This window comes from Mesorhizobium sp. CA4 (assembly GCF_020165075.1).
Classification (GTDB): domain Bacteria; phylum Pseudomonadota; class Alphaproteobacteria; order Rhizobiales; family Rhizobiaceae; genus Mesorhizobium.
This window is the reverse complement of the sequence record NZ_JAIUHK010000041.1, coordinates 1-23,471: the sequence shown is the minus strand read 5'-3', so window position 1 is coordinate 23,471 and position 23,471 is coordinate 1. Positions and strand designations below refer to the sequence as shown.

Here is a 23,471-nt window from a genome sequence, read left to right as displayed (position 1 = left end):
CCCCGCGCCTCTCACGGTGCGTTACACAATCCGGCTCGTCTGGGCCGGCGACCAAGGTCAATCACGTTCTTGCTCCGGCCTGCAGCCGGTAACGGTCGAGGGCGACCGCCACGATGATGACCAATCCTTTGATGATGTACTGCCAGATGTCCGAGACACCGGCCAAAATGAGCCCGTTGGAGAGCACGGCGATGATCAGCCCGCCGATCAGAGTGCCCCAGATCGAACCGACGCCGCCGACGAAACTGGTGCCGCCGAGAATGACGGCGGCGATTGCATCGAGCTCGTAGGACTGGCCGAGTTGCAGGCCGTTGGCGGCGTAGAGCCGCGCCGCCGACATCACGCCGCCCAGGCCCGCGAGCAGGCCCGACACGCCGTAGACGAAGAGCAGCACCAGCGGCACCTTGATGCCGGTGAGGCGCGCCGCCTCGGCATTGCCGCCCACGGCGTAGATCCAGGTACCGAGCACGGTGCGTTTGAGCACCAGCCAGGACAGCACCACCACCGTCAGCGCGATGATGACCAGCCAGGGAACCCCGAACAGCGAGCCATTGCCGATAAAATCGAAAGGCAGATCGGGATTGAAGACTGTCGTATCCTCGCCGAGCAGGCGGGCGACGCCGCGCACGGCGGTGAGCGAGCCCAGCGTGACGATGAAGGGCGGCAGCCTGATGTAAGCGATAAGCAGCCCGTTGATGATGCCGAAGCCGAGGCCGAGCAGTATAGCGGCCGGAATGCCGAGCATGCCCCAGTCCGGCACCAGCGACACCAGCACCGCGACCATCGCCGAGGCGGCGAGGATCGAGCCGACGGAGAGGTCGATCCCGCCGGTGAGAATGACGAAGGTCATGCCGGCGGCGAGCACGATATTGATCGACGACTGCTGGGTGACGATGAGCAGGTTCGTGCCGGTGAGGAAGCGTGGATTGATGAACTGGAAGCCGACGGCAAGCAGGAGCAGAACCGGCAGCATGCCGAGCGCGGCGAAGGCCGTGCGCAGCCGCCTGCTCCTAACCGCTGCCTGATCCGCCGCCTTCGTCGCTGCTGAGCTGTCGATCATCGCTGGGCCGCTCCCGTCGCAAGTTCCATGATCTCTTCCTGACGCAGCGGCCTGCCTTCCGACGCCGTCACCTCGCCGGCGATAGTCCCGTCGCGCATGACCAGCACGCGGTCGGCCACCCCGATCACTTCAGGCAGTTCGCTGGAGATCATCAGGATGGCGATGCCCCTGCCGGCGAGGCTGTCGATCAGCCGGTAGATTTCCGACTTGGCGCCTACGTCGACGCCACGCGTCGGCTCGTCGAGGATGACGACCTTGGGTTCGGTCTCCAGCAAGCGGGCAAGCAGCACCTTCTGCTGGTTGCCGCCCGACAGCGACCCGGCATTGGCCTGCGCCGAACGGGTGCGGATCGACAGGTCGGCGATGGCTTTGGCGGCACGCCGCTCGGCATTGGCGAAGTCGCGAAAACCGCCGGCCCGCGCATCCCTGGTCAGCACGCCCATATTGATGTTGTCCGAGATGGACATGTCGAGGAACAGGCCGAGTTCCTTGCGGTCCTCGGTGAGATAGGCAATGCCGGCATCGAGCGCTTCACGCGGCGAAGCGATGGCGATCGGCTTGCCGTCGAGCTCCAGCTCACCTGTGCTGCGCCGGTCGGCGCCGAAGATGAGCCTGGCGAGCTCGGTGCGGCCGGAGCCGACCAGCCCCGCAAGCGCCAGCACCTCGCCGTGGTAAAGATCGAACGAGCAGTCCTTCAGCAACCCGCCGTCCGACATGCCGCGCACCGACAGCGCAACCCGGCGCTGGCTGTCCGGCGGTCGGTGATCCTTCTTGTAGAAGGCCGAGAGATCGCGGCCGACCATCATCGAGACGAGGCGCGAGGCGTTGAGATCGGCGCGTTCCAGAGTGCCGACATAGCCGCTGTCGCGCAGCACGCTGACGCGGTCCGCGAGCTGGTAGACCTCCTCCATACGATGGCTGATATAGATGATGGCGATGCCTTGCGCCTTCAGCGTGGCGATCACCTCGAACAGCCTATCGGTCTCGCGCGACGTCAACGAGGTCGTCGGCTCGTCCATAACAATGATGCGAGCGCTGGTCGATAGCGCGCGGGCGATCTCGACCAGTTGGCGCTCGCCGAGCGACAGGCTAGAGACCAGGGCGCGCGCGGAAAAGGAGACGCCGAGCCGCTCGATGATTTCTTTGGCGCGACGGTTGCACTGGTCGCGATCGACGATGCCGAACCTGCGCGGCTCGTTGCCGAGGAAGATGTTCTGTGCCACCGTCAGGTTGGGTGCAAGCGACAGCTCCTGGTAGATCACGGCGATGCCGTGGGCGCGAGCTTTGATCGGGTCGCCCGTGGCGACCGGCGCTCCGTCGATCAGGATCTCGCCGCCGGGATCCGGCCGATAGGCACCGGAAAGCACTTTCATCAGCGTCGACTTGCCGGCGCCATTCTCGCCCATGAGCGCATGCAACTCGCCGGCATTGACGGTGAGCGACACGTCCCGCAGCGCCCGGACAGGACCGAAGGTTTTGGAGATATGGCGCATCTCCAGCACCGGCCTTTGCGGCGCGACATGGGCGGCGGCGCTCATTGCGCACCTCCTGCCGCCGCGCCGGCGATGTGGCGCCCGGCAATGAGGTCGCGCCAGTCGTTGCGGTAGCGGTCCAGGCCCCTGAAGTCCGCGGCGCGTACCGGCTCCGGCGTATCGGCGGCGAATTCGCGGCCGATGCTTTCGAATGCGAGCGCCGCGGCGCCCGTGGCGCTGCCTTCAATCGTGGCGCCCTGCATGAAGGATTGCCCCGGCCGCAGTGCGGCCAGGAGAGCGGCAAGCAGCCCATCGGCATTCAGTCCGCCATCAACGATGACCGTATCTCGCGAACGGATCAGGTCGAGCGACAGATCGATCATCAGCGCCACATAAAGCAGCGCCGCGGCCGCGCGCTGCCCGGCATCGGAAATGGGCCCGACGATTTCGCCTGTCCGGCCCGGCAGCGGTCCGCCGGGGGCAAAGCTCGGCAGGGCCATGGTGCCGGCGTCGATCGTCCGCTGTATCGAGGCCGGCGCAATCGCGCCCTGCCAATTGCCGCTGATCACAGCGAATTCGCGCCCGCCCATGAAGCGGATCGTGGGCACCGGGCCGCCATCGACATCGACATTGACGAGCATGTCCCGTTCACGGTCGAGCGCCTCGAGCGGGCAGTCGGGGTTGAGCACGATGACCCAGGTGCCAGTCGATACAACGGTGAGCGGCCCGAGCTCCTGCCGCCGATAGGCATGCAGCGCGGCGTTGCTGTCATGGACGCCATTGTGGATGGCGACCGGCCTGCCGGCCCGGCCAAGCCGCCGCTCCCCGGTGACCACGCCGGCGCGCGCGAAGACGGGCATGTGGCCGCGCCAGCCTTCGGCGTCGACCAGCGAGGAGAAGTCGCGCCTGCGCGGCGCCCACAGATGCGAGTGGCAGCCGAGATAGGAGACTTCCGAAACGGCGCGACCGCCAAAGCGCCAGCTCCAATATTGCGGGTAGCCGAGGATGGCCTTCGCCGCCGAAAAGGCGTCGGGCTCCACTTCCTTCAGCCACAGCATATGGCGGCCGTAATTGAAGCCGAGCGGCAGGCGCGGCGAGAAGGTCTCGGTGTAATCGGGAATGCGGGGATCAATCCGCGCGGCGATGTCGGCCGGCGGCTCTTGTTCGTAGTCGAGGATCGGATGCGTCAGCGCCGTATCGCCGACTAGAGCGAAGGTGCAGCCATGGCCGGACACCATCAGGCTTTCGATGCCATGACCGTCAACGGCCCGGTTGACGGCGTCGAGCGCCCAATCATGCAGCGCTGCCTCGTCGAGCACACTGAGGCCGCCCTTGCGTATCCATTCGGGCTTCGTGCGCTGTTCGCTGAGGATGCGGCCGTCCTGGCCGAAAACGAACAGCTTGGAATTGGTCTTGCCGAAATCGAGTACCGCCACCTTCACTGGACGGCCCCCGATGAAGGAGCGATGCGCACGGCGACCCCGGCATCCTCCAGCATGCGCGCATCGGCGTCGGAAAGGCCGTCATCAGTCACCAGCGTGCCGATGCGCGACAGCGGCAGCGCGACGTTGCGGGCGTGAATCGACAGCTTGCGGCTGTCGGCCAGCACCACGATCTGGTCCGCGCACAAGCTGAGATCAATGATCGAGCGCACCAGCAGCGGATGCGATTCCAAAACGCCCTCGGGGCCCAGTCCCTGGGCGCCGAGAAAGAATTTCGAGGCATAGAACGGCACGGCCTGGGTGAGTGAATGGATTATGCCGGGCTCGCGGTGCAGATCGCCGCCGGCAATCGTCAGGCTGCAATGGCCGTGATCGCCGAGATACGCAGCGAGCGGCATGGAATTGGTAAAAAGGCGGATGTTGCGGTCGGCAAGCTTGACGCCGAGATGAAAACACGTCGATCCGCCATGGACGATAACCGCATCGCCATCGCGCACCATGGTGGCGGCGACGGCGGCGATCTGCCGTTTGGCATCGACTGCCAGATCGCGGTTCTCGTCATAGGGCCTGGCATAGGCGATGCCGGCCTGCGATGCGCCATCGAGCGCCGAAATGCCGCCATAGACTTTCCTGGCCTCACCGGCCTCGTCGATCTTGTCGATGTCGCGCCGGACTGTCGCCGCCGAAACGCCAAGCCGCTCCTGCAGCTCGCGCACCGAAGCGAACGGGCGGTCCCGCAAGAGCTCGACGATCTGACGCTGGCGGCCGGAGTCGCTCAACTCTTTCCTCCCGATGATGCCCTTTTGCACGGCATTTGGTGCAACTTACTCAACATCGGGCGAATTGCAAGCCGATTTGATCATACTAGATCACTATTGACGTAAGTCGCTCGGGTCTGCGATATCAGCGCCAACCGCGCTCCCGCGATGGGGAATTGTTCAAGACCGCCGAGCCGTTGGAGGAAGCCATGCCGACCACGACCGATGCGCAGGAAATGGCTGCCCTGCGAGCGCTTTCGGCCACCATCGGCGCCGATCCGCATCTGACCCAGGCAGCCGGCGGCAACACATCGCTGAAAGCCGGCGACACGCTATGGATCAAGGCCTCCGGCACATGGCTGAAGGACGCTCTGACCGACGACATCATGGTGCCGGTGGCGATGGGTCCGCTCCTCGAGGCGGTCGAACGACGCGATCCGACCGCGGACAAGCCGCAGGCATTTGCGATCGGCGCCCTCAACCCGCGCGGCTTGCGGCCGTCGATCGAGACCACCGTGCATGCGCTGATGCCTCAGCGGGTGGTGCTGCATGTCCACTGTGTCAACACGATCTCGCTCGCCGTCCAGACCGATTGCGAGGCCGAGGCCACGCGGCGTCTCGATGGCGTCGCGTGGGCTTATGTTCCCTATCGCCGGCCGGGCCTGCCGCTTGCGCAGGGTATTGCCGAGCGCCTCAGGCCCGGGACCGACGTGCTGATCCTCGGCAATCACGGACTGGTCGTCGCGGCGGAGACTGTGGCCGAGGCGGAGCGTCTGCTGTATCGGGTGAGATCGCTTCTGGCGCGTCCGGCGCGGGAGACGGCGATCCCGGATACCGCGGCGCTGAGAGCGCTCGCCCGTGACAGCGGCTACCGGTTGCCGGCAGAAGCCGAGGCGCATGCAGTGGCGCTCGATGCGGACAGTTGCCGCATAGCAGAGGCCGGCAGCCTCTATCCGGACCACGTCATCTTTCTTGGCCCTGGCTCCGCGGTGGCAAGACCGGGCGAGCAGGTCGCCGACGTCGTTGCCCGGCTAGGTACGGACCCTGTCGCGATCCTCTTTCCGGGCGCCGGCGTGCTGATGCGCGGCGACGCAAGCTCCGGCGCGGACGCCATGCAGCGCTGCCTCGCGGATGTGACCGCGCGGGTCGACATCACGGCGCGGCTGAATTATCTCACCGCCGCCGAGAATGACGAGTTGGTCAACTGGGATGCCGAGCAGTATCGCCAGAAACTCAACACTGCGGTTTAGGCGAATGGTGTCGCTTGCATTAGGCATCGACATCGGCACGTCCGGGTCGCGCGCCGTCGCGATGCGTCCGGACTTCTCCATCGCCGCGAGCGCCGCCGTGCCGCTCGAGCGCTTCGGAGCGAACGACCGCGATCCCGCCGTGTGGTGGTCCGCGGTCGGAACGACATTGCAGGAGTTATTCTCGCAAATCGATCGCAGAGCGGTGCGAGCGATCGCCGTCGACGGCACGTCCGGCACCGTGCTGCCGGTCGATCGCGTCGGGCGGCCGCTGGCCGAACCGCTGATGTACAACGACAAGGTTTCGGATGCCGCCATACTCGCCGCAATCACCGATGCGGCGCCGGAGGCAAGCGCCGCGCATGGAGTTACGTCCGGTCTCGCCAAGGCGCTCTGGTTCCAGCGCCTGCCGGACATCCATGCCGTGCTGCATCAGGCAGACTGGATCGCCGGACAATTCTCGGCTCGCTTTGACGTCAGCGACGAGAACAACAGCCTCAAGACAGGCTACGATGCCGAGGCGCGTCGCTGGCCGGAATGGATCGCGGCGACCGGCATGCGCATGGAGCTTCTGCCGACCGTCGTCAGGCCGGGCACCCTGACCGGCAGGCTTACGGCCGCCGCCGCCGATCTGTTCGGGCTGCCGCGCGACGTCGCGGTGGTTGCCGGCACCACTGATGGCTGCGCCTCTTTCCTGGCGACGGGCGCGGCGACCGCCGGCGACGGCGTCACCGCGCTTGGATCGTCGCTGACTATCAAGATCCTGTCCGACCGGCCGATTTCGGCGCCGCGCTACGGCATCTACAGCCATCGGCTGGGCGACGCCTGGCTGGCAGGCGGCGCGTCGAACACCGGCGGCAAGGTGCTCACGCAGCATTTTTCGCTCGCGCGGATCGTCGAGCTCAGCGCCGCGATCGATCCCGCGACGGAGACCGGCCTCGACTATTATCCGCTCGGTTCGGCCGGCGAGCGTTTTCCTGTCGCCGAGCCAACACTCCAGCCGCGTCTGCTGCCCCGACCCGAATCCGACGCCGACTATCTCAAGGCGATGCTGGAGGGCATGGCGGCCATCGAGGCGCTCGGCTATCAGAGGCTCGCCGAACTCGGCGCGCCGAAGCTCACCTCGGTCCGAAGTGTCGGCGGCGGCACTGCCAATGCTGCCTGGACCGCGATCCGGCAGCGCAAGCTCGGCGTCGAATTCCTGCCGGCCCTCGCCGACGAGGCTGCGGCAGGAACGGCAAGGCTGGCGCTGGCCGGCGCAAAGGAAGCGGGGCTGCTGTGAGCGCGAGACAGGCCGTACATCTCGACGGGATCGCAGCGCTCGCAGAGCGCTATGACGTGTTCCTGCTCGATCAGTTCGGCGTGCTGCATGATGGACAACAGCCCTATCCCGGCGCGGTCGAAGCGCTGTCGGCGCTGAAGCGCGCCGGCAAGACGGTGACGTTGATCTCGAATTCCGGCAAGCGGGCGGAGCCCAACGAAAGGCGGCTGTTGAAGCTTGGTTTCGAAGCGGGAAGCTGGGACCATTTCGTCTCATCCGGCGAGGTGGCCTGGCGCGTCTTCAGGAATATGACGAACTTGGGCGAGCTGCGGGCTGGAACAAGATGCCTGCTGATCAGCCGCGATGGCGACCGTTCGGCAATCGAGGGCCTGCCCCTTGTTCTGACCGAGCGCGGCGAGAACGCCGAGCTGGTGCTCATCGCGGCCAGCGAAAGCGACCGCTACGACCTCGATCACTACCGCGGGCTTCTCGGCCCGGCCGCGGCACGGAAGATACCGTGCTTCTGCACTAACCCGGACCGGATCATGCTGACCGCGATCGGACCGCGTTTCGCCGCCGGCGAGATCGCCGATATTTATGAACGCCTCGGCGGCAGCGTCACCCGTATCGGCAAACCTTATCCGGCGATCTATGAGGCCGCGCTGGCGCTTTCGGGGAATCCGGCGCGCGGCAACGCGATTTGCGTCGGCGACAGCGTCGAGCACGATATAGCTGGAGGACGTGCTGCCGGCGTGCCGACCGCGCTGGTCAAGTCGGGTATATTGGCCGACAGCGGCGACCTGACCGCGCTTTTCGAAGAGCTTGGCGCGTGGCCCGACTTCACTCTGGACGCGTTTCGCTGGCGTTGACGGGGAATTGCAGCATCGATTTTGATCCGGAATGTAGGCGGCGGTTCGCGGTCTTCCTGCGAGAACGTTTGCCAGATGGCGAGCCTCGGCTGATCGTAGCGTGGCAAGCTTGCGGCTCCGTTGCAAATTTCAGTCCCGGCACAGAAACTGGCGCAAAGAGCTTTACGCCGCGGCGATGATTTCAAGCTGTTCAGCAATAGACGGATTAAGACTGTAGGCGTATCTCGCCTGTCGTTTGCGCATCATGTGGATCATCTCGACCCGGCCAGGGTTGCAGTCGCGCTTGCGAACGACTCGAAGCCGAGCATCGGCCGCACCCGGCGAACGCCGTCTCCAACTTTCGCGGACCGAGCCGGGTGAGCGCACTATTGTCGATGCCGGCCTATTGCTCGCATTCTCGGGCACGTCCACCATGCGGTCCAACCCAGACCCGTCCGGAGCAAGTTTATAGCGTTTCTTCACAGCCACATCCTCTTTGACCAACATGGAATGAGAAGACGCCGAAAAGCGGCTGAGACCGCCGACGTCGTCGCGACTTTCTCGCCAACCGCTGGCCGAACTGAACTGGTTTCGACGATTTTCGCTTGCAAGATGTTATTGGGCGAAGCGCCCCCTGAACTTGTTATGTACTTCTGCGCCGAATCAACGACATACTGAGCCAGGGCCTATCGCAACGGAGTTTGCTGGCTACATGGCCCCTTGCGCTCCGACGATCGTCGACATCCCCCAAGCCCCCCACCCGCTCGGCGATCGTCGTTCCTCTCAATGTGGTCTGCAAAAAACGCGCGCTGCCGTTCCGAAGAGCACAGCTCCCTGATCCAAGAAGCGAGCTATTCGGAGTCGGGTTTAATGCCGACCGTGTTGCCGTCACCATGCACCGCGTAGCGGTCCCAATCGTTGGTCTTGCCAGGCGTTTCGGCGGCCGCTTCCCGTTTTGCTTGACCAGTATCTTTGGGCGGCTGGTGCTGCTGCTTTTCCGTATGTTTAGATTTGTCGCCGCGGGGCATGCAGACCTCCTTAGGGAGGCACCAAATTTCTTAACCGACAGGCCAACGAACAGTTCCAGGTTGAACCCACCACTGCGCCTCGCGTTGCAAGCTCAGAGGAAGCCACGCAGGGAGACAAGCGATGCCTCGGATCGCGACCTTCAACGTCAATGGCGTCAACGGCCGCCTGCCGGTGCTCCTGAGGTGGCTTGGCGAGACCAGCTATGACGTGGTTTGCCTTCAGGAGCTGAAAACGTCCGACAACAAATTTCCGGTAGAGGCCATCCGAGGCGCCGGCTATGGCGCTGTCTGGCACGGCCAGAAATCCTACAACGGGGTAGCTATACTGGCGCGTGGGAGGGATCCGGTCGAGCGCCGCCGCGGCTTACCGGGCGATCCCGATGATACGCACAGCCGCTATCTGGAGGCCGAGATCGACTCGTCGTCGGCTGCATCTATCTACCCAATGGCAATCCGGCACCAGGCCCAAAGTTCGATTACAAGCTCCGCTGGTTCGAACGTCTCATCACCTACAGCAAATCGCTGCTAGGCGAGCGCACCGTCCTTTGTGGAGACTACAATGTCGTGCCCACGGAGATTGACGCCGTAGTACCTGCGCGATGGTTGGGAGATGCCGTTTTCTTCCCGGAAAGCAGGAACGCCTATGCCCGCATGGTGAGCTTGGGCTGGGTGGACGCGATGCGTCGGATCCATCCGGGCAAGGGCATCTACACCTATTGGAATTTCTCCTATCGCGGAGGCTACGACCGAAGCTCCGGCCTGCGCATGGATCATCTGCTTGTAAGCCCGTCACTTGCGGAAACGATTCAAGCTGCAGGTGTCGATGTCGAGACCCGTGGGTGGGAAAAGCCGAGCGACCACGCGCCAGCCTGGATTGATGTGGGCGGACAAAGCAGGTCGCGCTGACCCATTCCTGCGCCTTCGGCCCGGCCTTTGCGCCTTTCCTCAGATCGTGGTGGCCGCTGCCGGATAGATCACTGACCCGTCGTCTCGAAGAACCGCGCCAGCCGTTGGTACGGCCTTCTCGACCCGGCCATTGCCCATCAGGTGGAAGACCTCTTCGCCATGGGCGAGAAGATAATCAGCTATAATCCGGCGGTGGCACCGCCACCAGACCGCCTCCGAGCACATTATCGCGCAGCGACGCGGCCGGAGTGCGAGCAGGCGATCGAGTCCGCTTCGAAATTCCGCCGAGAACGCGTAATCCGCGTAGTGGTGGAAGCTTTGGTTTCTCCACGCGCCGTTCGTTTCGGGCGGAACCTCGTCCACTTTGCCGCGGCGCCCGCCGAGCGGCACCACAATTTCATAGGCGATCTGCGCCTCAGCGAGTGACGTAGCCAGGCGTTCGCTATCGAACTGCGGGTAGGCGCGGGACCCGGGCAGACGCCTCACGTCGACGACGATGCCGATCCTCCCCTGCCGAAGGATATCGATGAATTCCTCAATTTTGCGGTTCGAATGCCCGACGGTGAAGAAGGGTATATGCGAGCGGTTGGTCGACTGCTTGGAATGCATCCTACATGACGTGGCGGCCGCTTCATTGTTCCAAGCACCCCAGGGTTAGACCAAATCTCGGGACGAGAACTGAACTGGCCGGATACGGAGCATCTTCGGTCGCCGTGATCCGCCATGGCTGCGCCACAGGAAGCTAGAGGGTGCTCGAAGTCGGCTCGCGTAACTTCCTCGTGACCTGGAACGCGGGCCGGAACAATCGAAGAGACCTCCAGTTTGGGCTAGCTCAATCAGCTTGAGGCAGACCAAGTCCAATCGAATGGAGCATGCCATGAGATTCCCCCGCTGCACGACGACTGCGGCCGCCGTTTTTATATTCGCGACTTTCCCTGCTCTCGCCCAGACAAACGCAACCCCTGGGCCTACCCCGGCGACCGAGCAGCCCGGAGCCGGGCAGTTGCCGAATGTAAACGGACAAGCGGGCGGCCCGACACGTGAAATGATCCGCCAGATGGTTGACCAAGCCATCCGGGAGAGGATGCAACAGGATCGAAGCTCCGAGCTGGCCAACAATCGTCAAGAAGAGGATGACAACGCTCGGGACGATGCAGATCGTCATGGCGATCGTTGGCATAAAAACCGTGATGGCGGTCCGGCCGGTGAGCACAGGATGGCTGCACACCATGGCCCGCGTATGATGCGCGGCGCAGGAATGCGACTGATGTTCGCGTTTTTGGACACGAATGGCGACGGATCATTGTCTGAGAACGAGGTTCAGGACGCTGTCGGGCGGATCTTCTCTGCAATCGACCAGAATGGCGACGGCAAGATCGACATGGATGAGGTCCAGTCCTTCTTGCACGGCTCTGGCGGTGAAGACATGCAGTAGTAGCTCTCCCAGCAACCAGGCCAATACGGCGCTTCGCGATGCAGGCGTGCCAATCTCTGCATCGCTCGAATGGAGATGCTTAGAGGGCCCCGACAAGCACTACGCCCCACGGCGGATGGAGAATACCTATGCGGGGCACTCATTCATAAAGCTAAGCCTTGTCGAAGGCTCTCTTAGCGACTTCAGAAATTGCGGATGCTGCGAATGCTCCCGATCTTGGGCGCAGCACTAATCATTGACTGGCGGCGACGGAACTGCCCGTACGTTTCGTCGATGACGGGGGCTAACGGTCGTCCCGATATGTAGCGCTGACGCCGGCTCTGAGAGCGTCGAGATCAAGCGCCATCGGCAGTCCGGCTCAGCACAAAAGAAGCGGCGCAGCTTCCATCGGCGATCCTTGACGCCGAAACAGCCTCCACCCCGGAACAGCTTGCAAGGTAGTGTGCTGGGAGTTCTGCAAATTCGCTGAGAGGGCCCGTTACGAGAAGGTGCGCGAGGCCGGCATCGTCGTGAGCCAGGCGGTGCTGATCGCGGTGGGCATCGACTGGGACGGGCGGCGCCAGATCCTGGCCGTGGAGATGGCCAATCGGGAAAGCCGCTCGGCCTGGAAGGACTTCCTCGTGGCGCTCAAGGCGCGGGGCCTCAGGGGCGTTGAACTGGTCGTGTCCGACGATCTGCCGGCCTGGTCGCGGCGATCGGCGAGGCGATCCCGGAAGCGGCCTGGCAACGCTGCTACGTGCACTTCCCCAAGAACGCGCTCGATCACCTGCCGAGGAAACATGGCGACGACTGCCTGCAGGAGCTCAGATGGCTCTACGACCGGCGCGATCTCGCCGAGGCCAAGGCCGATCTCGCCGCGTGGCTTGCCAAATGGTCGGGCCGCTATCCCAGGCTGACGACGTGGGTGGAGGAGACCATCGAGCGCACGCTGACCTTCTTTCGCCTGCCGCGCCAGCACCGCAAGCACCTGAAGTCGACCAACATTCTGGAACGCCTCAAGGAAGAGATCAGGCGCCGCACTTATGTCGTGCGCATCTTTCCAACGCCGAAAGCTGCCCTCCCCCTTGACTCCCGTAAACGCATCTAAGAAACATATCATATGAATAGTATGAATAATAGAAAAGCCTTCAGCACGGCGCGCGCGTCGAGATCAGCAGTCGTGGTTTCGAGCGGCTCCACAGCGCTGCACGCCACCGTCGTCGAGCAAATCGGGCTCAGGATTGTGCAAGGCGACTTCCTGCCCGGCGAGGCACTGCCCAATGCCGACGATTCCAGCGAGATGCTGGGCGTCAGCCGCACGGTCCTGCGCGAGGCGATCAAGGTATTGGCGGGCAAGGGGCTCGTCGAATCGCGGCCGAAGACCGGCACTCGGGTGCGACCGCGCTCCGATTGGAATTTCCTCGATCCGGACGTTCTGTCGTGGCGCTACGCCGGCCGCGTCAGCGCCGACGATGTCCGCGCGCTGTTCGAATTGCGCCGTGCCATCGAACCGGTGTCGGCCGCACTCGCTGCCCAGCGGGCAACGCCGGCGCAGATCGCCGAGATATACGCCGCACTGGCCGAGATGGAAGCGGTAAGCGATGACGGTGACCGCTTCACCAAGCCCGACCTGGTGTTCCACCAGACCATTTTGCGCATGACCGGCAACGAGCTGATCGGCTCACTGGCTGCACTGGTCGAAACCGCGTTGGTGATGAGCTTTCGCCTCTCCAACGACAATCCGGAAGGGCAGCGCCATTCCTTGCCGTTGCACCGCGAAGTGGCCGAGAAGATCGCCGCCGGTGACGCGCTCGGTGCGCAAAAGGCACTGCTGGTACTCATCGACAATGCCGAGGACGACGTGCGCCGCAGCGTCGAGAATCGCAACAAACGCCCCAATGGTCGGAGCCGGCAATCGTGAGCGAACCGAAACGCAAACTGCGGTCCCAAGCCTGGTTCGGAGGCGAAGGCAAGAACGCTTTCATGCACCGCAGCTGGATGAAGAACCAGGGCATACCCGCCGATGCCTTCGACGGCCGCCCGGTGATCGGCATCTGCAACACCTGGTCGGAACTGACCCCTTGCAACGCCCATCTGCGGGCGCTGGCGGATCACGTCAAGCGCGGCGTCTATGAAGCCGGCGGCCTGCCGCTGGAGTTTCCGGTGATGTCGCTGGGCGAGAGCAATATGCGCCCCACCGCCATGCTGTTTCGCAATCTGGCCAGTATGGATGTCGAGGAATCCATCCGTGGCAATCCAATAGATGGCGTGATCCTGCTCGTCGGTTGCGACAAGACCACACCGTCGCTGCTGATGGGGCCGCCTCATGCAACCTGCCGACCATCGCCGTCTCAGGCGGGCCGATGCTCAACGGCAAGTTCCGCGGCCAGGATATCGGCTCGGGCACGCATGTCTGGAAATTCGCTGAGGAAGTAAAGGCCGGTCGCATGCCGGTTGCCGATTTCCTCGCTGCCGAACAGGGCCAGAGCCGCTCGGCCGGCAGTTGCATGACAATGGGCACCGCCTCGACCATGGCCAGCATGGTGGAAGCGCTCGGCATCGGCATGCCGGACAATGCCGCAATACCGGCGGTGGATTCGCGCCGTGGGGTGCTTGCCCAGATGGCCGGGCGTCAGATCGTCGATCTGGTCCACCGCGACGTGAAGATCTCGCAGATCCTCACGAAGCAGGCCTTCGAGAACGCCATCCGCGTCAACGGCGCAATCGGCGGTTCGACTAATGCGGTTCTGCACTTGATCGCCATCGCCAACCGGATCGGTGTTGATCTTAGCCTTGAAGACTGGGACCGCCTCGGCCGCGACGTTCCGACCATTGTCGACCTGATGCCATCGGGCCGGTTCCTGATGGAAGACTTCTACTATGCCGGGGGGCTAGCTGCGGTAATGGCGTCGCTTGATGAAGTGGGGCTTCTTCATCGTGACGCCATGACCATCAGCGACAAGACGATCGGGGAATTGATCGGCGGGGCGGCCAACTACAGCAGCGAAGTCATCCGTCCGTTGAGCAATCCGCTCACCAGGCAAGGCGGCATCTCGATACTGCGCGGGAACCTGGCGCCCAATGGAGCCGTCATCAAGCCGTCGGCGGCAACTCCCGAACTGATGCAGCATCGCGGCAAGGCGGTCGTCTTCGAGAACATCGAACATTTCTATGCCCGCATCGACGATCCCGAGTTGGATATCGACGCCTCATCGGTGATGGTGCTGAAGAACTGCGGACCGCGCGGTTATCCCGGAATGGCCGAGGTCGGCAACATGCCGCTGCCGGCCAAGCTGCTCAAGCAGGGCGTCTCCGACATGGTGCGCATCTCGGACGCGCGCATGAGCGGCACCGCCTTTGGCACCGTCGTGTTGCATGTGGCGCCCGAGGCCGCAGCGGGAGGCGCGCTGGCCCTGGTGCGCGACGGCGATCTCATCGAGCTTGATGTCGCCGGGCGCCGCCTGGAGTTGCTGATATCGGATGAGGAACTCGCCATCCGCCGCCTTGACTGGAAGCCGCCGGCACCACCGGAAGGCGGCTACCAGAGCCTCTATGTCCAGCGCGTGCTGCAGGCTGACAAGGGCTGCGATTTCGACTTTCTCGTCGGCCGGCGCGACGCCGGCATCCCCCGGCATTCGCACTAGAGAGGCGCGCGATAATGGATCAAATCGGCGCCTACGCGACCTATCCGAGCCTCAAGGGGCGCAGCGTCTTCATTACCGGCGGCGGCAGCGGTATCGGCGAAAGCCTGGTGCGCCATTTCTGCGCACAAGGCAGCCACGTCGCGTTCGTCGATCTGGCGGAAGAGCCTTCACGACGCCTGGTGGAGGCGATCGCGGCCGAGCGACATGCCGCACCGCTGTTCATTCCCTGTGACCTGCGCAACGTCGAAGGTCTGCAGGCCGCCATCGCACAGGCGGCACGGCACAACGGCCCGATCGAGGTACTGTGCAACAATGCCGGCAATGACGACCGCCATCAGACTAAGGACGTGACGGTTGCCTATTGGGACGACCGCATGGCGGTCAATCTGCGCCACCAGTTCTTCGCGGCTCAGGCAGTGCGCCCGCAGATGAGGGCCCAGGGCGGCGGCTCGATCATTAATTTCGGGTCAATCACCTGGATGGTCGGCGATCCCGATTGCCCTGCCTATGTCACCGCGAAAGCCGCCGTCTATGGCATGACGCGGGCGCTGGCCCGTGAGTTCGGGCCGGAGCGCATCCGCGTCAACTGCATGGTGCCGGGCTGGGTGATGACGGAGCGCCAGATGCGGATGTGGCTGGATCCGGCCGGCGAGCGCCAGATCGAGGAAAGGCAGTGCCTGCCCGAGCGGCTGCATCCCTCCGATATCGCGCGCATGGCGCTGTTCCTCGCCGCCGACGACAGCCGCATGTGCACAAGCCAACAATTCATCGTCGATGCGGGCTGGGTGTGACCGGTACTGCAGCAAGGAGAAAAGGGTATTTCATGCGTCTTGTTCAGTTCAGAATGCCGGACGGCAGCAGACGGGTTGGCCGCGTTTCCGATGACGGCAATCACCTGCACCCGCTCGAAAAGACCGGCAGCGTCCTGGAACTCGCCGAAGCGGCAATCACGCAGGGCGCGTCCATCGCGTCGCTGGTTGAGAAGCGGACGCGCGATGCGGTTGTCGACTATGACGAGATCTTGCGCGACTGCCGCGTGCTGGCACCGGTCGATCATCCGGAACCGGCGCGTTTCCTGGTCACCGGAACCGGCCTGACCCATACCGGAAGTGCCGCCGCGCGCGACAAAATGCATGTGCTGACCCATGGCGAGGACGCCGAGGAATCGGATTCGCTGAAGATCTTCCGCATGGGCCTGGAGGGCGGCAAGCCCGCCGCCGGGCAGATCGGAATTCAGCCCGAATGGTTCTACAAGGGCGTCGGCACCTGCGTCGTGTCGCCTGGCGCCGACCTGCCCATGCCGGCCTTCGCACGCGCCGGCGCGGAGGAAGCCGAGATCGTCGGGCTTTACCTCAACGGGCCGGATGGCCGCCCCTACCGCATCGGCTACGCGCTCGGCAACGAATACTCCGACCACGTCACCGAGGCTGAGAACTACCTCTATCTCGCCCACTCGAAACTCCGCTCCTGCTCGATCGGCCCGGAGCTCTTGGTCGGCGACCTGCCCGACGAAGTGCGCGGCCACTCCCGCATTCTGCGCGACGGTGCTGTCATCTGGGAGCAGGAATTTCTGTCGGGCGAAGCGCACATGTCGCACTCGATCGCCAATCTCGAACACTTCCATTTCCGCTACCCGATGCATCGCAGGGCAGGCGACTTGCACGCCTATTTCTTCGGCGCGGCGGTAATGAGCTACGCCTCCGGTATCAAGACGGTTCCCGGCGACGAGTATGAAATCCAGGCACCGACATTCGGAAAGCCGCTGCGCAACCGGATGGTTTCTGTGCCGGACGAGGGACTGGTCGTCGCCACCCAACTGTGAGGGCAGAAGTCCTGAAAACCACGGTCCACCAGAACGAAAATGGGAGATTAAAATGGGTCTGAAGAAACTGTTTGTGACAATGGCGACGATCGGGCTCGGCATCGGCCTGATGACGTCGGCGGCGCTGGCCGCGAACCTGCGCGTGCTGGCCTGGGACGGTTACGCCGATCCGGACTGGGTGAAGGACTTCACCGCCAGCACGGGCATCGGCGTCGATGTGGTCTTTATCGGCAGCGATGACGAGATCTGGGCGAAGATCAAAGGCAGCGAAGGACAGGACTTCGATGTCTTCGCCGTCAACACCGCGCAGTTGCAGCGCTACATCAAGGCCGACCTGGTGTCGCCGATCGACCTGACCAAGCTGCCGAACCAGAAGGAGGTGTTGCCACGTTTTCGTGACCTGAGCACGGTGAGCGGCGTCACCAAGGACGGCAAGGTCTATGGGATTCCGTTCTGCTTCGACTCCATCGGGCTGATCTACGACACCGATAAGGTCAAGCCGGCGCCGACCTCGATGTCGGTCCTGTGGGATCCGGCCTACAAGGGCAAGATTCTTGCCTACGACAATGGCGAGCACAATTTCTCGTTCACCGCGCTGACGCTCGGCTACAAGGATCCATTCAATCTAAACGCGGAGCAGATGGCGGCGGTCAAGGCCAAGCTGATCGAGCTCAAGCGCAATGTGCTCAGCTTCTACACCACCGCCGACGAGGCGCAGCAGATCTATCAAAACAACGACGTTGCACTGATCTGGGCCAATTACGGCCAGCAGCAGGTCAAGGCGCTGCAGAAGATCGGCGCGCATGTCGCCTACGTCAATCCCAGCGAAGGCGCGCTCGCCTGGCTCGACAACTGGGTCATTTCAAAGGGTGTGCGCGACAATGCGGCGGCCGAGAAATGGATCGACTTCATGCTGAGCAAGAAGATCGGCGCAGAGCTTTCCGAGCGCACCGGCTTCGGCAACACGGTGACGCAAACCAGCAGCGCCGGCGGCAACGACAAGCTGGTCTGGCTCAACAATGTCGAGGATCCACTCAAGCGTTCGGACATGTGGAACGAGGTCAAGGCAACGCCCTGACTTGGCTGTCCCAACTTCAGAGACACGGCGGTCCGAGACGTTTCGGACCGCCGAAGCGTAAGCGGAAGCATTCCATGAACCAGAACACCGACCTGCTGACGCTGCGGGGCGTCTCGAAATCCTACGGCATGGTTTCCGTGCTGCACGATGTCGACCTGTCGATCCAGGACGGTGAGTTCCTGACCGTTCTTGGACCGTCGGGCTCCGGCAAGACCACAGTCCTGCGGCTGATCGGCGGGCTGGAGCCGCTGACAGCAGGCGAGATCCGCCTGGACGGCCAGGACATCAGCCGCATGCCGATCAACCGGCGGCCGTTCAACACCGTGTTCCAGGATTATGCGCTGTTTCCACATATGACCGTTTCCGGCAATGTCGGGTACGGGCTTTCGGTGCGCCATGTCCAGCGCAAGGAGGTCGCGCGCCGCGTGGCAGAAGCCCTCGAGTTGGTCCAGCTCGGGCGTTTTGCCGATCGATTTCCAGCCCAGCTCTCCGGCGGCCAGCGCCAGCGCGTCGCGCTGGCCCGGGCGCTGATCTGCCAACCGCGCCTGATCCTGCTCGACGAGCCGCTCGCCGCACTCGACCTGGAGCTGCGCCGGCAGATGCAGGAATTCCTGAAATCCATCCAGCGCGAGATCAAGACCACCTTCCTGTTCGTCACCCACGACCAGGAGGAAGCCATCGGCATGGCCGACCGGATCTGCGTCATGCAGGCCGGTCATATCTGCCAGCTCGGCACGCCGCATGAGCTTTACTACAAGCCGAACTGCGAGTTCGTGGCCCGCTTCTTCGGCGAAAACAATCTGGTGGCCGGAAAACTCGGGGCGGTTGAGGGTGAGCAGCGGCCGATTGAGACGGCACTTGGCCGCCTGATCTGCTCGGTAAGCGATCAGCCGCTTCTGAAGGCCGCGCCGGATGGCGCCAGCGCCTTCGCGGTGTTCCGTCCCGAGGCCTTGCGCCTTGCAGGGTCCACGGAAAGCGACAATCGTTTTTCCGGGACCATCGCCGACCTGGCCTTCGCTGGCTCATCGACGGTCGCCACAATCACGGTGGGTACGGACAACGCCGCGCAACGGCTTCGGCTGCGCGTGCCGAGCCGGATTGACGGCAGCGCGCTGAAATGCGGCGAAACGGTCTCACTTTCGTTCGCGCCGCATGAAGGCCATCTGGTGCTGGCATGAGCAAAGCTGGATCGACACACATCGAGGAGCGGCGCTTGTCGCTGCTTGCGGCGGTGTTGGCTTTCGCTCTGCCTGTCGTCTTTGTCGTCGTGCCGCTGGCGCTCTTCCTCGTCTACAGTTTCTTTAGCGTCGACCAGGGTACGATCGTCTATGCGCCGACGCTCGGCAACTATGTCAGGTTGGTCACCGACTCGATCTTTGTGCCAGTGTTCTGGAATACTATCGTGCTGTGTGTGTCGGTGGCGATCATCTGCATCCTGATTGCTTACCCCGCCGCCTATTTGCTTACGACGCTGAAAGGGCGGTGGCGCTATGCCTTGCTCATGCTGCTTCTGGTGCCGTTGCTGATGAGCTACGTGATCAAGATCTACGCCATCCGCAGCATCCTTGGCCTCAACGGCTTCCTCAACAAGGCACTGGTGGCGCTCGGCATCCTGCAGCAGCCGTCGACGCTTTTCGTGTTCAACATGAACGCCATCCTGCTGACGCTGAGCGTGCTTTTGATCCCCTTTGCCATCCTGCCGATCTTCCTGTCGCTGGAGCGAATTCCCCAGACCCTGTTGCGCGCCTCGGACGACCTTGGCGCGAGCGGCTTGCAGACGTTCCTGCGCGTTACCTTGCCGCTCAGCTTGCCCGGAGTCGTCTCGGCGGCGAGCTTCGTCTTCGTTCTGGCGATCGGCGATTTCCTGACGCCGCAGATGGTCGGTGGGGTCAGCGGCTTCACCTTCGGCCGCATCCTCTATAGCCAGTTCGGCACGGCCTATAACTGGCCGTTCGGCGCGGCTCTGTCGGTGGCGCTTGCTGTCGTGGTGATCTGTGCAATCCTTATCGGCGAACGTTTCGGACGAAACCGGGGGACGTCAGTATGATCGCCCTGCCCCGGCCCTCCACCCTCTTCCTGGCCGCGATCACGGCGCTGGTGGCCGTGCTGCTCTACAGTCCGCTGTTCGTGCCGATCGTGTCGTCGTTCTTCACGATCTCGCATGGCGACGTCGACTGGTCGTCGCCGACCCTTTCGAGCTATCAGGCGCTGGCCGGGAACCACGACATACTGGCTGCCCTGCGCACCACGCTGATCGTCGGCCTTTGCACCGTCGTGCTCTCGGTGGTCAGCGGCACGCTGCTGGCGCTCTACTATCACGGCGGCCGCTCAGGACGCTCAATCCTGCAGTTCATCATCTTCCTTCCATTCCTGATGCCGCCGATCATCAGCGGCCTGGCGCTGCTGATCTTTTTCCGCGAGATCGGCCTCGAACGCTCGTTGCTGACGGTCGTTATAGGCCACACGGTCTTCGTGCTTGCGATCGTCTATCGCACCGTGCTGATGCGGCTGCAGTCGATGAGCCGCACGCTGGTTGAAGCATCCTATGATCTCGGCGCCACCGCCTGGCAGACCTTCTGGCGCGTAATCCTGCCAAACCTGTCGAGCGCGATGGTCGGCGGCGCCATCCTGGCCTTCGCCCTGTCGTTCGACGAAACGATGATCACCATCTTGGTCACCGGTACGCAAAGCACGCTGCCAGTCAGGCTGTGGGCGATGATGCGGCTTGGCTTCTCGCCCGACATCAATGCGCTGGTCGCGCTGATCCTGATGTTCACCGTGCTGCTGTGCGTGCTGGCCGCCCGTTTTCTGGTCCCCCAGCAGATGGCGCAGGAACGGAGCTGATCTCGCTCTGCGTGTTAACTAAAGGGCGGAAAGAAGTTGGGAGGCGTCAGGCTGCGATAGGGACCAGATTGTGGTCGAGAGGCCGGTTTCTGTGCTCGTCAAGCTAGGAGGTCCCGCCGCGCCATGGCGGCGGCGTTCTGCAAGGCGTCAGGGCGGCCGCAATGCCCCATGCGCCGGTCTGATCGAGCCGCGCGGCATGGTCCTCCCTTGCTGGTTCATCGGGCGCGACCAGCTGGCCCTGCTGCTGCCCAGTAAGGCTATAGGCGGAGATGTCAGACCCACAGAAACACCCAGCATAGGCACTCTGATTTCGCGCTGTACGGCTCAGGATACAGCGCCTCTTGAACCGCTAATTGCTCGAATTAAATCAAGGAAGCCGGCTGCCAGGAAGGGGCCGGCAGCGTTGGGTGGTTTGAAAACCGCTTCGCGACGCGAGACAAACTTGTATCCATGTTGCTCATAAGGAGGATGTGGCTATGAGGACCACTTTCGACTTTGCTCCTCTGTTGCGATCGACCGTGGGATTCGATCGCACGCTCGACGCACTGCGAGCCACGTGGCGTCGATGGACAATTGGCCGCCTTACGACATCGTCAAGTCCGGTGAGGACGACTACCGCATCAACATGGCGGTGGCCGGCTTTACGCAGGACGAGCTGACCGTCACGCAAGAGCAGAACATGCTGATCGTGGCGGGTGAGAGGTCGGGCGATCAGGAGGCGAACGGAGGATACCTGCATCAGGGTATTGCCAGCCGCGCCTTTCAGCGCCGCTTCGAGCTGGCCGAACACATGGAGGTCGTCGGCGCGAGTCTGTCGAACGGTCTGCTCATCATCGATCTGAAGCGCGCGCTTCCCGAAGAAATGAAGCCGCGCCGCATCGCCATCGCCTCGGGCGAAGCGCTGCCGAAGGCCGAGACCAAGCAGATCGAGGCAGAGAAGCTGGCGGCCTAAAGGCATTCCCGTCAGCGGTTTTCTGCAAGGCGCCAGGCGGCACGCAGGCGCCAACGGGGAAGCTTTTGAAATCGACAGAACAGAAGGGAGATAAACCATGAGTGTCCGTGATCTGATCCCGTGGGGCCGCTCCAGCAATCAGGTTCTCACGAACCTTCGAGCCGACGATCGAAACCCGTTTCTCTCGCTCCATCGCGAGGTGAACCAGCTGTTTGACGACGTGTTCCGCGGCCTTGACGGCCGTCTGCCCACATTGGGTTCGCTGTCCTCCTTGAGCGGAGCTTGGCCGAGCGTCGAAATCTCCGAAACCGACAAGGAGATCAAGGTGGCGGCCGATATCCCCGGCCTCGAGGAAAAGGACATCGAGGTGCTGCTTGACGATGGCGTGCTGACGCTGAAGGGCGAGAAGCGCTCCGAGACGGAGGACAAGGCCAAACAGTTCTCCGAACGCTTCTACGGCCACTTCGAGCGACGCATTCCGCTTGGAACGGAGGTCGAGGAAGACAAGATCGACGCGCATTTCAAGAATGGCGTGCTGAACATCGTGCTTCCCAAGAGCGCGAACGCGCAGTCGCAGGTGAAGCGCATCGCGATCAAGAGCTGACAGGAGGCGTCGGGCCGGCGACGGCCGAATCAGGCGTCGCCGGCCTGCGTCCATCGCCACCAGGGAGGGATGAACGATGCACGAATATGTCAGGCAGACACAGAATATAGGAACGACCTACGCAACTGCGACACGGCCCTCCAACGATAATCGGCGGGCGCCGCTTGCGATGGGCCGCTCGCTGTTCCCCCAGGATGCGGTCGCCCGCATTGACAAGCCGTCCCGGTCGGTCATGACGTCCGGGAGGGTACGGACGAAGGGCTGGCGGCTGACATTCGAACGGCGCGCAGCTCCCTTTATCGAGCCGCTGATGGGCTGGACGGGCGGTGGCGATACGTTGACCCAGATCGAGCTCAACTTCCCGACCCGGGAGTCGGCCATTCGCTACGCTGAGCGGCAGGGTCTCCGCTACACGGTTCAGTGCGCTGACGCCGCGGCGGATCGCAAGCGCCGTGCGACGGGCTCTGCTCATGCCTTCTCCGACGCGACGCTGAAGAAGCTCGGCCTGGAAGAGCTTCAGGAGAGCTACGGGCATGCCATCGATGGCTCTGCAAATCGCAGCGATCCTTCGGGGCCTGAAACCTGGGCGTCACCGATGGAAGTGGTGCGCGATCGGGCGCTGCCGCTCGAGGCCAAGCGCTCGATACTCATCAATTGGGCCTGGACCGAATACCTGATCGATCAGGCGACCAATGAGGGCATGCCGGAGAACAATCGGCCGTCGCGTCTCGACGAGGTCGAGCAGGCGCTGCTCGCGCTCGAGCGGCAGGTCGCGGACGGCCGATGCGCGCCGCTCGCACGCAACGCAGCATGAGGTGCGGTCATGGACTCCCTCGTCGTCTTCGATTGCGCACAGGTAATTCCGAACAGGTTCGCCTTGACGCTGGCTGCTGCCGCCCGCAGCCGGGCCCTTCACAGGGGCGCGGAGCCGCGTTCGAACAGACCGGCAGCCAGCGCGAGCGATCTTGCGCTCCACGAAATCGCGGAGGGCGCATTCACGCCGGCCGAGTTGGGACTTTTTCTCGAAGGAGAGAGCGCACCGCGGCTGCTCCTCGCCCACCGCATTGGAACAAAAGCTTCGCGGCGGGGGG

General features: G+C 63.4%; 20 protein-coding genes and 5 pseudogenes. 18 read left to right on the top strand and 7 right to left on the bottom strand.

The window, feature by feature from the left end; translation table 11 throughout:
- Positions 1-61: 61 nt before the first annotated feature.
- From LB528_RS25885 to LB528_RS25870, 4 genes are read right to left on the bottom strand one after another with little or no spacing between them, the layout of a single operon-like run.
- Positions 62-1,060 carry an ABC transporter permease subunit gene (locus LB528_RS25885; protein ID WP_224517268.1) on the bottom strand — a complete coding sequence of 333 codons (999 nt, stop codon included), beginning with the start codon at positions 1,058-1,060 and terminating at the stop codon, positions 62-64.
- Complete coding sequence (locus tag LB528_RS25880; protein ID WP_224517270.1) at positions 1,057-2,598, bottom strand: sugar ABC transporter ATP-binding protein; 1,542 nt, start codon at positions 2,596-2,598, stop codon at positions 1,057-1,059. Before LB528_RS25880 ends, LB528_RS25885 begins: the two co-directional genes overlap by 4 nt.
- A complete protein-coding gene (locus LB528_RS25875; RefSeq protein WP_224716777.1) occupies positions 2,595-3,974 on the bottom strand; it encodes a carbohydrate kinase in 1,380 nt (459 codons plus the stop codon). The genes LB528_RS25880 and LB528_RS25875 overlap by 4 nt, the downstream gene beginning before the upstream one ends.
- Complete coding sequence (locus LB528_RS25870; RefSeq protein ID WP_224517276.1) at positions 3,971-4,753, bottom strand: DeoR/GlpR family DNA-binding transcription regulator; 783 nt, start codon at positions 4,751-4,753, stop codon at positions 3,971-3,973. Before LB528_RS25870 ends, LB528_RS25875 begins: the two co-directional genes overlap by 4 nt.
- A 188-nt stretch (positions 4,754-4,941) precedes the next feature.
- Between LB528_RS25870 and LB528_RS25865 the strand changes: the two genes are divergently transcribed.
- From LB528_RS25865 to LB528_RS25855, 3 genes are read left to right on the top strand one after another with little or no spacing between them, the layout of a single operon-like run.
- On the top strand, positions 4,942-5,982 hold the full coding sequence (locus LB528_RS25865) for a class II aldolase/adducin family protein (RefSeq protein ID WP_224716776.1): 1,041 nt from the start codon (positions 4,942-4,944) through the stop codon (positions 5,980-5,982).
- A 4-nt stretch (positions 5,983-5,986) separates the two neighbouring features.
- A complete protein-coding gene (locus LB528_RS25860; protein WP_224716775.1) occupies positions 5,987-7,261 on the top strand; it encodes an FGGY-family carbohydrate kinase in 1,275 nt (424 codons plus the stop codon).
- Positions 7,258-8,109, top strand: a complete 852-nt coding sequence (locus LB528_RS25855; RefSeq protein ID WP_224716774.1) for a TIGR01459 family HAD-type hydrolase — start codon at positions 7,258-7,260, stop codon at positions 8,107-8,109. The genes LB528_RS25860 and LB528_RS25855 overlap by 4 nt, the downstream gene beginning before the upstream one ends.
- 162 nt (positions 8,110-8,271) lie before the next feature.
- Here LB528_RS25855 and LB528_RS25850 read toward each other — a convergent pair.
- Positions 8,272-8,432: pseudogene (locus LB528_RS25850) on the bottom strand (IS6 family transposase); the annotation flags it as partial.
- Positions 8,433-8,939: 507 nt separating this feature from the next.
- Entirely contained in the window at positions 8,940-9,116 is a 177-nt protein-coding gene (locus tag LB528_RS25845; RefSeq protein WP_224716773.1) for a hypothetical protein, read from the bottom strand.
- A gap of 121 nt (positions 9,117-9,237) precedes the next feature.
- Here LB528_RS25845 and xth point away from each other — a divergent pair.
- A pseudogene (gene xth / locus LB528_RS25840) lies at positions 9,238-10,022 on the top strand (exodeoxyribonuclease III).
- Between the two features lie 39 nt (positions 10,023-10,061).
- Here the strand turns inward: xth and LB528_RS25835 are convergent.
- Positions 10,062-10,631 (bottom strand): DUF488 family protein, encoded by a 570-nt coding sequence (locus tag LB528_RS25835; RefSeq protein WP_224716772.1) that lies wholly within the window; start codon positions 10,629-10,631, stop codon positions 10,062-10,064.
- Between the two features lie 394 nt (positions 10,632-11,025).
- On the opposite strand from LB528_RS25835, the gene LB528_RS25830 reads away from it, so the two are divergent.
- From LB528_RS25830 to LB528_RS25765, 14 genes and pseudogenes are all read left to right on the top strand, one after another.
- Positions 11,026-11,457 carry an EF-hand domain-containing protein gene (locus LB528_RS25830; protein WP_224517287.1) on the top strand — a complete coding sequence of 144 codons (432 nt, stop codon included), beginning with the start codon at positions 11,026-11,028 and terminating at the stop codon, positions 11,455-11,457.
- A 473-nt stretch (positions 11,458-11,930) separates the two neighbouring features.
- Positions 11,931-12,523, top strand: a pseudogene (locus LB528_RS25825) (transposase); the annotation flags it as partial.
- Between the two features lie 33 nt (positions 12,524-12,556).
- Positions 12,557-13,357, top strand: a complete 801-nt coding sequence (locus tag LB528_RS25820; RefSeq protein WP_224716771.1) for a FadR/GntR family transcriptional regulator — start codon at positions 12,557-12,559, stop codon at positions 13,355-13,357.
- Positions 13,354-15,080, top strand: a pseudogene (locus LB528_RS25815) (IlvD/Edd family dehydratase). The gene LB528_RS25820 and the pseudogene LB528_RS25815 overlap by 4 nt, the downstream one beginning before the upstream one ends.
- 11 nt (positions 15,081-15,091) lie before the next feature.
- Positions 15,092-15,871, top strand: a complete 780-nt coding sequence (locus LB528_RS25810; RefSeq protein WP_318012353.1) for an SDR family oxidoreductase — start codon at positions 15,092-15,094, stop codon at positions 15,869-15,871.
- 32 nt (positions 15,872-15,903) lie between these two features.
- Complete coding sequence (gene araD1 / locus LB528_RS25805) at positions 15,904-16,902, top strand: AraD1 family protein (RefSeq protein ID WP_224716769.1); 999 nt, start codon at positions 15,904-15,906, stop codon at positions 16,900-16,902.
- A 52-nt stretch (positions 16,903-16,954) separates the two neighbouring features.
- Complete coding sequence (locus tag LB528_RS25800) at positions 16,955-17,980, top strand: ABC transporter substrate-binding protein (protein ID WP_224716768.1); 1,026 nt, start codon at positions 16,955-16,957, stop codon at positions 17,978-17,980.
- Positions 17,981-18,054: 74 nt separating this feature from the next.
- A complete protein-coding gene (locus LB528_RS25795) occupies positions 18,055-19,158 on the top strand; it encodes an ABC transporter ATP-binding protein (protein WP_224716767.1) in 1,104 nt (367 codons plus the stop codon).
- Complete coding sequence (locus LB528_RS25790; RefSeq protein ID WP_224716766.1) at positions 19,155-20,027, top strand: ABC transporter permease; 873 nt, start codon at positions 19,155-19,157, stop codon at positions 20,025-20,027. The genes LB528_RS25795 and LB528_RS25790 overlap by 4 nt, the downstream gene beginning before the upstream one ends.
- Positions 20,024-20,824: an ABC transporter permease gene (locus LB528_RS25785; RefSeq protein WP_224716765.1), complete on the top strand. Its 801-nt coding sequence runs from the start codon at positions 20,024-20,026 to the stop codon at positions 20,822-20,824. Before LB528_RS25790 ends, LB528_RS25785 begins: the two co-directional genes overlap by 4 nt.
- A 476-nt stretch (positions 20,825-21,300) precedes the next feature.
- Positions 21,301-21,776: pseudogene (locus LB528_RS25780) on the top strand (Hsp20 family protein).
- A gap of 97 nt (positions 21,777-21,873) precedes the next feature.
- Positions 21,874-22,380 (top strand): Hsp20/alpha crystallin family protein, encoded by a 507-nt coding sequence (locus LB528_RS25775; RefSeq protein ID WP_224716764.1) that lies wholly within the window; start codon positions 21,874-21,876, stop codon positions 22,378-22,380.
- A 76-nt stretch (positions 22,381-22,456) separates the two neighbouring features.
- Positions 22,457-23,194, top strand: a complete 738-nt coding sequence (locus LB528_RS25770; RefSeq protein WP_224517306.1) for an NADH dehydrogenase ubiquinone Fe-S protein 4 — start codon at positions 22,457-22,459, stop codon at positions 23,192-23,194.
- Between the two features lie 9 nt (positions 23,195-23,203).
- Positions 23,204-23,471: DNA-directed RNA polymerase subunit omega (locus LB528_RS25765; RefSeq protein ID WP_224716763.1), on the top strand; the 268-nt coding region annotated here is incomplete at its 3' end.

Coding starts and splice junctions, on each gene's coding strand:
- LB528_RS25885 (WP_224517268.1), bottom strand. CDS start 1,060: ATGATCGACAGCTCAGCAGCGACGAAGGCGGCGGATCAGGCAGCGGTT.
- LB528_RS25880 (WP_224517270.1), bottom strand. CDS start 2,598: ATGAGCGCCGCCGCCCATGTCGCGCCGCAAAGGCCGGTGCTGGAGATG.
- LB528_RS25865 (WP_224716776.1), top strand. CDS start 4,942: ATGCCGACCACGACCGATGCGCAGGAAATGGCTGCCCTGCGAGCGCTT.
- LB528_RS25860 (WP_224716775.1), top strand. CDS start 5,987: ATGGTGTCGCTTGCATTAGGCATCGACATCGGCACGTCCGGGTCGCGC.
- LB528_RS25845 (WP_224716773.1), bottom strand. CDS start 9,116: ATGCCCCGCGGCGACAAATCTAAACATACGGAAAAGCAGCAGCACCAG.
- LB528_RS25835 (WP_224716772.1), bottom strand. CDS start 10,631: ATGCATTCCAAGCAGTCGACCAACCGCTCGCATATACCCTTCTTCACC.
- LB528_RS25820 (WP_224716771.1), top strand. CDS start 12,557: ATGAATAGTATGAATAATAGAAAAGCCTTCAGCACGGCGCGCGCGTCG.
- araD1 (WP_224716769.1), top strand. CDS start 15,904: ATGCGTCTTGTTCAGTTCAGAATGCCGGACGGCAGCAGACGGGTTGGC.
- LB528_RS25800 (WP_224716768.1), top strand. CDS start 16,955: ATGGGTCTGAAGAAACTGTTTGTGACAATGGCGACGATCGGGCTCGGC.
- LB528_RS25795 (WP_224716767.1), top strand. CDS start 18,055: ATGAACCAGAACACCGACCTGCTGACGCTGCGGGGCGTCTCGAAATCC.
- LB528_RS25790 (WP_224716766.1), top strand. CDS start 19,155: ATGAGCAAAGCTGGATCGACACACATCGAGGAGCGGCGCTTGTCGCTG.
- LB528_RS25785 (WP_224716765.1), top strand. CDS start 20,024: ATGATCGCCCTGCCCCGGCCCTCCACCCTCTTCCTGGCCGCGATCACG.
- LB528_RS25775 (WP_224716764.1), top strand. CDS start 21,874: ATGAGTGTCCGTGATCTGATCCCGTGGGGCCGCTCCAGCAATCAGGTT.
- LB528_RS25770 (WP_224517306.1), top strand. CDS start 22,457: ATGCACGAATATGTCAGGCAGACACAGAATATAGGAACGACCTACGCA.